Origin of the sequence: Mesorhizobium sp. IMUNJ 23232 (assembly GCF_044326205.1) — a bacterium.
In the GTDB taxonomy this organism is placed as follows: Bacteria; Pseudomonadota; Alphaproteobacteria; order Rhizobiales; family Rhizobiaceae; genus Kumtagia.
The window spans coordinates 1-7,641 of the sequence record NZ_JBIRCY010000124.1; the positions used below are offsets into that span (position 1 = coordinate 1).

10 protein-coding genes are annotated in these 7,641 nt (G+C 62.9%); 6 read left to right on the forward strand and 4 right to left on the reverse strand.

Annotated features, from left to right (window positions below; translation table 11 throughout):
• Together ACH196_RS37300 and ACH196_RS37305 are read left to right on the forward strand one after the other, a co-directional pair.
• Nucleotides 1–504, forward strand: a 504-nt coding sequence (locus ACH196_RS37300) for a PadR family transcriptional regulator (RefSeq protein ID WP_396651863.1), incomplete at its 5' end; no start/stop codon positions are given.
• Nucleotides 505–564: 60 nt separating this feature from the next.
• Entirely contained in the window at nucleotides 565–1,017 is a 453-nt protein-coding gene (locus tag ACH196_RS37305; protein WP_396651864.1) for a hypothetical protein, read from the forward strand.
• A gap of 8 nt (nucleotides 1,018–1,025) precedes the next feature.
• On the opposite strand, the gene bmt is transcribed toward ACH196_RS37305, so the two are convergent.
• Together bmt and ACH196_RS37315 are read right to left on the reverse strand one after the other, a co-directional pair.
• Entirely contained in the window at nucleotides 1,026–2,036 is a 1,011-nt protein-coding gene (gene bmt / locus ACH196_RS37310) for a betaine--homocysteine S-methyltransferase (RefSeq protein ID WP_396651865.1), read from the reverse strand.
• Nucleotides 2,037–2,157: 121 nt separating this feature from the next.
• A complete protein-coding gene (locus tag ACH196_RS37315; protein WP_396651866.1) occupies nucleotides 2,158–3,000 on the reverse strand; it encodes a helix-turn-helix domain-containing protein in 843 nt (280 codons plus the stop codon).
• Nucleotides 3,001–3,222: 222 nt separating this feature from the next.
• Between ACH196_RS37315 and ACH196_RS37320 the strand changes: the two genes are divergently transcribed.
• From ACH196_RS37320 to ACH196_RS37330, 3 genes are all read left to right on the forward strand, one after another.
• Nucleotides 3,223–4,230: a fatty acid desaturase gene (locus ACH196_RS37320; protein ID WP_396651867.1), complete on the forward strand. Its 1,008-nt coding sequence runs from the start codon at nucleotides 3,223–3,225 to the stop codon at nucleotides 4,228–4,230.
• 48 nt (nucleotides 4,231–4,278) lie between these two features.
• Nucleotides 4,279–5,052 carry a phosphate/phosphite/phosphonate ABC transporter substrate-binding protein gene (locus ACH196_RS37325; protein WP_396651868.1) on the forward strand — a complete coding sequence of 258 codons (774 nt, stop codon included), beginning with the start codon at nucleotides 4,279–4,281 and terminating at the stop codon, nucleotides 5,050–5,052.
• A 192-nt stretch (nucleotides 5,053–5,244) separates the two neighbouring features.
• On the forward strand, nucleotides 5,245–5,502 hold the full coding sequence (locus tag ACH196_RS37330) for a hypothetical protein (protein ID WP_396651869.1): 258 nt from the start codon (nucleotides 5,245–5,247) through the stop codon (nucleotides 5,500–5,502).
• Here the strand turns inward: ACH196_RS37330 and ACH196_RS37335 are convergent.
• A complete protein-coding gene (locus tag ACH196_RS37335) occupies nucleotides 5,492–6,814 on the reverse strand; it encodes a M24 family metallopeptidase (RefSeq protein WP_396651870.1) in 1,323 nt (440 codons plus the stop codon). The genes ACH196_RS37330 and ACH196_RS37335 overlap by 11 nt on opposite strands.
• Complete coding sequence (locus ACH196_RS37340; RefSeq protein WP_396651871.1) at nucleotides 6,814–7,428, reverse strand: hypothetical protein; 615 nt, start codon at nucleotides 7,426–7,428, stop codon at nucleotides 6,814–6,816. The genes ACH196_RS37335 and ACH196_RS37340 overlap by 1 nt, the downstream gene beginning before the upstream one ends.
• A gap of 21 nt (nucleotides 7,429–7,449) precedes the next feature.
• Between ACH196_RS37340 and ACH196_RS37345 the strand changes: the two genes are divergently transcribed.
• Nucleotides 7,450–7,641: transposase (locus ACH196_RS37345; RefSeq protein WP_396647233.1), on the forward strand; the 192-nt coding region annotated here is incomplete at its 3' end.

Below are 7,641 nucleotides of genomic sequence, written 5' to 3' on the forward strand. Positions count from 1 at the left end.
GGCGGCATGGGCGGCCCGTTTGGCCGCCATCGCGGCGGCCCCTTCGGCGGTCGCGGCCCGCGCATGTTCGATCCCGGTGCGTTGCGCCTGGTCGTGCTCGGCCTGATCGCAGAAGAGCCGCGTCACGGCTACGACATCATCAAGGCACTGGAGGCAAAATTCCAGGGCGCCTACAGCCCGAGCCCCGGCGCCATCTATCCGATGCTGCAGATGCTGGAGGAGGCTGATCTCGTCGTCTCCGAGGCGAACGGCAACAAGCGCCTCTACTCGATCACCGAGCAGGGAAAGGCCTATCTGGAGGAGAACGCGGAAGAGCTTGCGCGCATCAACGCGCAGATCGACGAAGTTTCGGCCGATCGCGGCGAGGTCTCCCTGGGCGACGAGGTGAGGGGGGTCGCCAAGTCGGTGTTCGTGCGGATGCGGCGCGGCGAATTCTCGTCCGAACAGGTCCGCAAGGTTCGCGATATCCTCAAAAAGGCCCGCCGCGACATCGAGGATCTATGATAGACCCGACCGCGCCGCGCGGCGACAAGCCGCGCGGACGTCACGGCAAGGGCAGGAATCATGGCGGATGGCGGCCTTGACGAATGGGATTTCGCGCGCGGCCTGCGCTCGATCTCATCGGCCGAGATCAAGGCGTTCTGGAACGCCTATGTCGCCCGGCGCGAGGACTGCCCCGTCAAATACGGCAGCCTTTATTCACGCTGGCGCCATGTCGCTGACGACCTGGTGATCTCGCTCTACCTGACAAACCGCAGCGTCGGACTGTTCGTTCGCGGCCAGCGTGGCGAACGCTGGGCGACGACGGTGAACCGGCTGTCGGCCTATGAGCCGGCGCTGGGCGAGGCGCTCGGCGCCAGTCTGCGCGGCTGGGAAGGATGCTGCTATCTCAGCAACCACCCGATGCCCGTGACCGATCCCGGCATCTGGCCGCGCGGCCATGAATGGCTGGAAGAGCGCGAGGAGCACTATTTTCAGGTGCTGACCGGCCTGTCCGAACGGCAGGTCGAAGCCTAATAGCAGGATCAGCCCCGGCGGCGCCGACGGGTTTCGCTGCCTTCCACCGCGCCGCTCTGGTCAGCGGTCTTGTTGCGCAGCGGGCCGATGCGCTCGACGATCGCCGCCACCGTCGGACGGTTTTGGCGCTGATGCGCGTCCAGCGACTTGCGCATCGCGGCGAGGTGCTCGAACGAGGTGCCGCAACAGCCGCCGATGATCTTTGCGCCGGCGTCGACCGCCAGCCGCACATAGTCCGACATCAATTCCGGCGTGCCGGAATAGTGGATGTCGGTGCCGCGGAATTCCGGGATGCCGCAATTGCCCTTGACGATGATGGTGGCATCCGGGTTCGCCTCGGTCATGTCGAGCAGCGAAGCAAGAATGTCGGAAGCGCCAACGCCGCAATTGGCGCCGCAGGCGACCGCCGGCTCGACCAGCCCGTCGGCCACGCCATGAATATGCTTTGGCGCCAGGCCCATCATCGAGCGGCCGGCGGTGTCGAAGGAAAAGGTGTAGGTGTAGGGCAGGCCGACGGCGATCGCGGCTTCCGCCGCCGCCTTGGCCTCGTCGGGCGCCGACATGGTCTCGATCCAGGCGATCTCGGCGCCGCCGGCCTTCAGGCCCTCGATCTGTTCCTTGAACGCCGCGACGGCCTCGTCATAAGTCATCGCGCCAAGCGGCTGCAGAAGTTCGCCGGTCGGGCCGACGGAACCCGCGACGATCACCTTGCGGCCGGCGGCGTCGGCGACCGAACGGGCGATCTCGGCAGCCTTCCTGTTCAATTCATGAACGCGGTCCTGCGCATCATGCAGCTTCAGCCGGTGGCGGGTGCCGCCGAACGAGTTGGTGAGGATGATGTCGGCGCCGGCTTCGACGAAATTGCGGTGCAGCGCGGAAATCTTCTCCGGCGCCGTCTCGTTCCACAGTTCGGGCGCCTCGCCGGAGGCCAGGCCCATGTTGAACAGATTCGTCCCCGTCGCGCCGTCGGCAAGCAAAATGCCTTTTTCGGCGAGGAGGGCGTCGATCGGGTTGGTCATGGGACGAAACTTTGCGCTGAAATCGATTGGATAAAGATATAAAGAAGTCTTTATGTCTGGTCAAGGAAGTTTGCCGGACGTGAAGGCGATTTGCGAGAAGGGCAAATCGAATGCGCGCGTTTCAAAATCGCATTTCGGCAAGCTTCGAGGCAAAGGCCGGCGCCTCGTGCGGGTTGATCTCGGCGGAGCGGATAAGATTGTCGAAATGCCGGGTCAAGGTGCGTACCGCGGAGGTGGCGTTCAACACCAGATACATGTCGCCGACATAGACAGCCACGCGGTAGGGCCCGAAGATCGTGTAGGGCACCGAATAGCGCATGCGGCCGTCATAAAGGAACATGCGGAAGGTCGGGTAGAGTTCGTCGAGCAGCGCTGCCATGTGGCGTAACTGCTCGCGGCGGGCCTCCTCCGGGAAACCGCTCCAGACGCCCAGCCCGCGCGCAAAAATCTCCAGCGTGTGGCGCGGCATGCAGACTTCCATGTCGGTCTCGGGCCGGCGGTTGTAGTCGATGCGGTAGCGGGTTTCGCCAGCCTGCGCCTCGCGGCTGCGGTTGGAGATTTCGGCTTCGTAGTCGATCAGCGCCTCGGTGCGCAGCAGGTCCGGAATGCCGGCCGGCACGTAACGGATCTTCGTGCCGACGGCTTCCGCATGCCAGCTTGCAAGCAAGGTGTCGTCGAAATTGCCGGAACCCTCCTCGATCTCGAAACTCTCACGGATCTCGCCTGTCAGTCCCTCGTCGTGGCTGAGGCCCATCAGCCAGTCGAGCGACACCTTGTGCTCGGCGGCGATGGTGAGCAGCGTTTCGGCGCGGGGCAGGCGGGTCGAGGTTTCCGACAGCATCTGCGACAGGGCCGAACGGTCAATGCCGATGGAAGCGGCGAAAGCAGACTGATTCCCGGCATATCTTTGCAGGAGCGTGCGCAAACGCTCGCGAAACAGGCTTGAAAGATCGCGCTTATCCACATCGCCTCCCGACAGAGAATGACATACCCCCAAACGCTCGGATTTGGCCGTCAGGGAGGTATTTGAATCCGCAGTTTGTTTACTTTCCATAACATTTGAGGCTGAACATGCGCAATCACAACATTTTCTGCGCATTGTCGCGTTGAAGGTCGCGAAAACTCCTGACACGATGCTGTCAGGAATCGATTTGGGTTCCGGCGACTGGGGGCAGTGGTCGATAGAATGAAAACTTATGGGCGCAGGGGAAAGACGGCTCGGTCACTGGAGTGGCCGACCGTTCTCCTGATCTTCGCGACATACGGCGCCTGGGCGCTGCTGGGCAGCATCGTCTGGCCGGCCTATCCCGTCGTCGCCATCGTGGCGTTCGGCTTCGTGCTGGCGCTGCAATCCTCGCTGATGCACGAGGCCTGCCATGGCCATCCGACGCGAAAAGCCTGGGCCAATGAGCTGCTGGTGGGGCTGCCGATCGGACTGGTCTGGCCGTACCGGCGATTCCGCTCCATCCATCTGCGTCACCATGCAGACGAATGCCTGACCGATCCGTTCGATGACCCGGAAAGCTATTACCAGTCGCTATGGCAGCACGAGACTCTGCCCGAACCAATGAAACGTTTGCTGGCGGTCAACAATACGATGTTCGGCCGCATGCTGCTCAATCCGCTGCTCGGCAGCGTCGGCTTCTTCCTCAACGACATGCGGGCGATCGCTGCCGGCGACCGCGCCGTCCGCGAGGCCTGGCTGCTGCATGGGCTGGGGTTGGCGATCGTGGTTCCGGTCGTGCTCATCGGCTTCGGCATCCCGCTCTGGGCCTATCTTCTCGCCGTCTGGCTCGGCCAATCGCTGATCTCGGTCAGAACCTTCGCCGAGCACCAATGGTCGGAGCGGCCGGACGGGCGCACCATCATCGTCGAGCGCTCGCCCTTCGCCTTCCTGTTCCTCAACAACAACCTGCATCTTGTGCACCACAAGAACCCGACCGTCGCCTGGTACAAATTGCCGGAAATGTTCCGCGCCCGGCGAGACGAGTGGCTGGCGATGAACCACGGCTATGTATTCCCGAACTATCTGGCGTTGCTGAAGAGTTACGGATTCCGCGCCAAGGAGCCGGTGGTGCACCCGGCGCTGCGCCGCGCGCCGGAGATGGGCCGCGCCTTCAAGCCGCGCGTGCGCGCCCGCTCGCTGAACGGCATGGGTTCGGTGCCGGTGCCGGCCGAGCCGCCGAAGGAGTGACGGCGCAGCACTTGCATTCGCGCACCGTCTGATCTCAATGCCTTCCGCATGAACGATTTCATAGCCGCCTTGCCCATGTACGACTGGCCGGAAGCCCGCGCCGAGGTCGACGCCGAATGGGCGGCGATCCGCGCCAGACTCCTTGCGGCAGGGTTCGACGTGCCAGAAAGGCTGGTTCGCCGGAACGGTGACATGCCGGCCGTGCCTGGCGGCATCCGCAACGCGGCGGGCGCGGTGATCGCATCGGACCCGGCGACGCTGCCGCCGGACGAACTCGACTTCCCGACTGTGTGGCGGCACCCGAAGCTGCTGTTCGGACAGGCCTGCTGGGGGCCACTGGAGCTTGGGCTGGTGGCTGACGTGCGGGTCATCGGCCAGCCGGATTATTCAGAATTTGAGGGCGGCGAGGGCGAGCTTTATTCGAGCGCGATGGTGATGCGCGTTGGCGAAGGGGGGCATGTTTCGAGCCCGGCCGACGGAAGACCAGTCCTTCCCCTCGACCTCATCCGTGGCAAGAGGCTCGCCTTCAACAGCGACGACTCCATGTCAGGCATCATCGCGCTGACGCGTGATCTCGTGGCGGCGGGCGAAAGCCTCGATATCTTCTCCGAGCGCATCGAGAGCGGCGGGCATCGCGATTCCATCGTTGCGGTGGCGCAGGGCAGGGCGGATGTCGCGGCCATCGACTGCCGGAGCTGGGCGCTGGCGCGGCGCTTCGAGCCGGCAGCAAAGGACGTCCGTGTCGCCGGCTGGACGGCAAGGCGAAAAGGCTTGCCCTACATCGCCGCGCTCGGCTCGCCCGTCACGCGCTGGCCGCTCTGACGCGAACCTTGCGCCGGCCTCAGGGCCTGGAAATGGCGCCGCTTATCGGACGCATCCCGTACAAGAGCCGACGAGCGTTTTGCGCTCGAATAGGGCGGGCGCGTGGTGGAAGGGAGCGCCGGCACAATTCGAGGGAACGGTGCCCAGCCTGCCGCGTTACGGCACAGGGCTCACTTTCGACAGGAGCGTGCCATGCTCGATTCCACCTCTTGGATGCTGCTCACCATCGCCGGTCCCGTGCTCCTGGCAGCCGCCATGGCCTATGCCTTGATCAAGCAACGAAAACTGACGCCCGCCGAACGCAGCGAGTTGCGCGAGGCAGTCGACGAGCTTTATGCCGACACGGAAGAAAACGACCAATGCCCGGTGCGGGTCGACACCGAGAAGCGCAAACGCGAAACCGATCCGCGCTTGCGCCGCTTCGACCGGCTGGCCGGCACTATGCGGTGAGCGACAGCGGATAACGTGACAAGGTTTCGCCGCCGGTTTCTGTGACCAGCACCTGTTCCTCGATCTTGACGCCCTCATGGCCGCCAAGGCGGCCGATATAGCTTTCCACGCAAACCACCATACCCTGCTCCAGCACACCGTCGGGCGTGTCCGCCGTCCAGTCGGAGGCATGCGGCAGGGTAGGATATTCGTCGGCGAGGCCTACGCCGTGATAAAGCACGCCGTAGCGTGCCGGATAGCAGTCTTCGGGCGGAACCGCCGACTGTTCGACAAGGTCGCGGAAGGAAATCCCCGGTCTGATCAGCGCGATGTTGTGATTGATCTGGTCGACGGCGATGGCATGCAGGTCGCTCTGTTCGTGGCTCGGCGCGCCGTCACCGCAAAACCAGGTTCGCGACAGGTCGGCGCAGAAACCGTATGGGCCGATCAGGTCCGTATCGAAGGCCACGAGGTCGCCCGCCTCGATCTTTCGCGAAGAGCATTCCTGGAACCAAGGATTCGTCCGTGGTCCCGAAGATAGCAACCGCGTCTCGATCCATTCGCCGCCGCGCGCGATGTTGCCGCGATGCAGTTCGGCCCACAGTTCGTTTTCCGAAATGCCGGGTTTCAGCGCCGCCTGCATCTCGCCCATCGCCGCCTCGCAGGCGACGATGGCGCGGCGCATGGCAAGAATTTCGTCCGGCGACTTGATCAGCCGAGCCTCTTCCATCACGGCTTCGCCATTGTGGACGGAGACGCCGAGACGCGCGAGTTCGGCGACGCCTTCCGGATTCAAATGATCGACGGCGAGACGCACATTGCCGCCGCCATGCGTCTTCACCAGATCGGCGACCGGCCCCGCCCAGCGTTTGACGCGCTGGTCGCTGAGCTCGCCGCCGTACAGATACATCCACGAGACCGCCGGCCAGACCTTGTCGACCACGCCGGAATGGTCGGAAAGATGCTCGCAGGAGAAATAGTCGAACAGCACCACCGGGCCGTCCGCCGCGACGAAGCAGTGGCGGGTCGGGTTGTGGGCGACCCAAAGCTGCATGTTGGTGCTGTCGGTCGCGTAGCGGATGTTGACCGGGTCGTAGAGCAGGATGCCGGCGTAGTCGCGGCGCTTCAACTCGGCACGGACGCGCTCCAGCCGGTATTTTCGCACCGCGGGCAGGTTGGGGGCGGGGATGCCGGCCGCAAGCCATTCGGATTCGGCGAGCGCGCCATAGCCGAGGACGTGCTGGTTCAGCGCGGCGGCCTTTTGGCGGGCGACGGCGCGAAGCGACGCCTCTTCGCCGGGCAGGAAGGGCGCGATCTTACGGCGCTTTTGCACTATTTGTCTCGGTGCCCGCGTGACCGGTTCGAGACAACTTGATGCTCCGCGCTTGTTAGAGTGAGATTGCGACGAAGTCTCTTAGCTCTCGCGGCAAAGTCTGGGAAGAGATCGAATTTTCTTTCCGCTGCATTCTCGTTTCTGTGAACAACCCTTGCAAAGGATTCATCCGAGCTAACTTTTGCGATTTCGCTGAGCCAATGCTCCTGAATCGCAATAGCGTTGTCGAAGTCGCTGGCAACGAGCGTTCTGCATTCTTTCAAAATACGACCGACGCAGCTCCCTGACTCTCTAATAACAACTGAGACGTCTGCCAAATCTTTAAGTTTTGACCCGATGGCCACCCTTTCGGAATCGGAAATGCTTCGATCTTTGCATACGTCTGCTACATCGACATAAACTGTTGTATGATGCTCGTTGTGTGTTCGATCTTTGTTCCAGCTGCCGCCAGCCGTAACACTGTGAACAGGTTGAGTTTGATGTTGTGCAAAATTGCGTAAACGATCGCAAAATCTAAAACTTAGTGTCCGTCCGGGGACTTTGTGAGCGGGCAGAATCGGTTGTCGGATTTTGAGTTTCTGGTTTTGGATCGGTTGTGATTCCTTGTTCGGCATGATTCGAGAAGGAATGCGCCGATGTGGACCGCCGAGAACCGGGCTCGCTACAACCGTGATCATCTGCGTTATCCGAGCGATCTGACCGATGAGGAATGGGCGCTGATCGAACCGCTGATCCCGCCCGGCAGGCCAGGCGGCGGCAAGCGGAGCGTGAAGCTGCGCGAGGTGGTCAATGGGCTGATGTATGTGTTGTCGACCGGTTGCCAGTGG

Excerpts from the sequence above, each read along its gene's own strand:
- ACH196_RS37325 (WP_396651868.1), top strand. The coding sequence starts at position 4,279 with ATGAACGATTTCATAGCCGCCTTGCCCATGTACGACTGGCCGGAAGCC.
- bmt (WP_396651865.1), bottom strand. The coding sequence starts at position 2,036 with ATGACCAACCCGATCGACGCCCTCCTCGCCGAAAAAGGCATTTTGCTT.
- ACH196_RS37340 (WP_396651871.1), bottom strand. The coding sequence starts at position 7,428 with ATGCCGAACAAGGAATCACAACCGATCCAAAACCAGAAACTCAAAATC.
- ACH196_RS37305 (WP_396651864.1), top strand. The coding sequence starts at position 565 with ATGGCGGATGGCGGCCTTGACGAATGGGATTTCGCGCGCGGCCTGCGC.
- ACH196_RS37330 (WP_396651869.1), top strand. The coding sequence starts at position 5,245 with ATGCTCGATTCCACCTCTTGGATGCTGCTCACCATCGCCGGTCCCGTG.
- ACH196_RS37320 (WP_396651867.1), top strand. The coding sequence starts at position 3,223 with ATGAAAACTTATGGGCGCAGGGGAAAGACGGCTCGGTCACTGGAGTGG.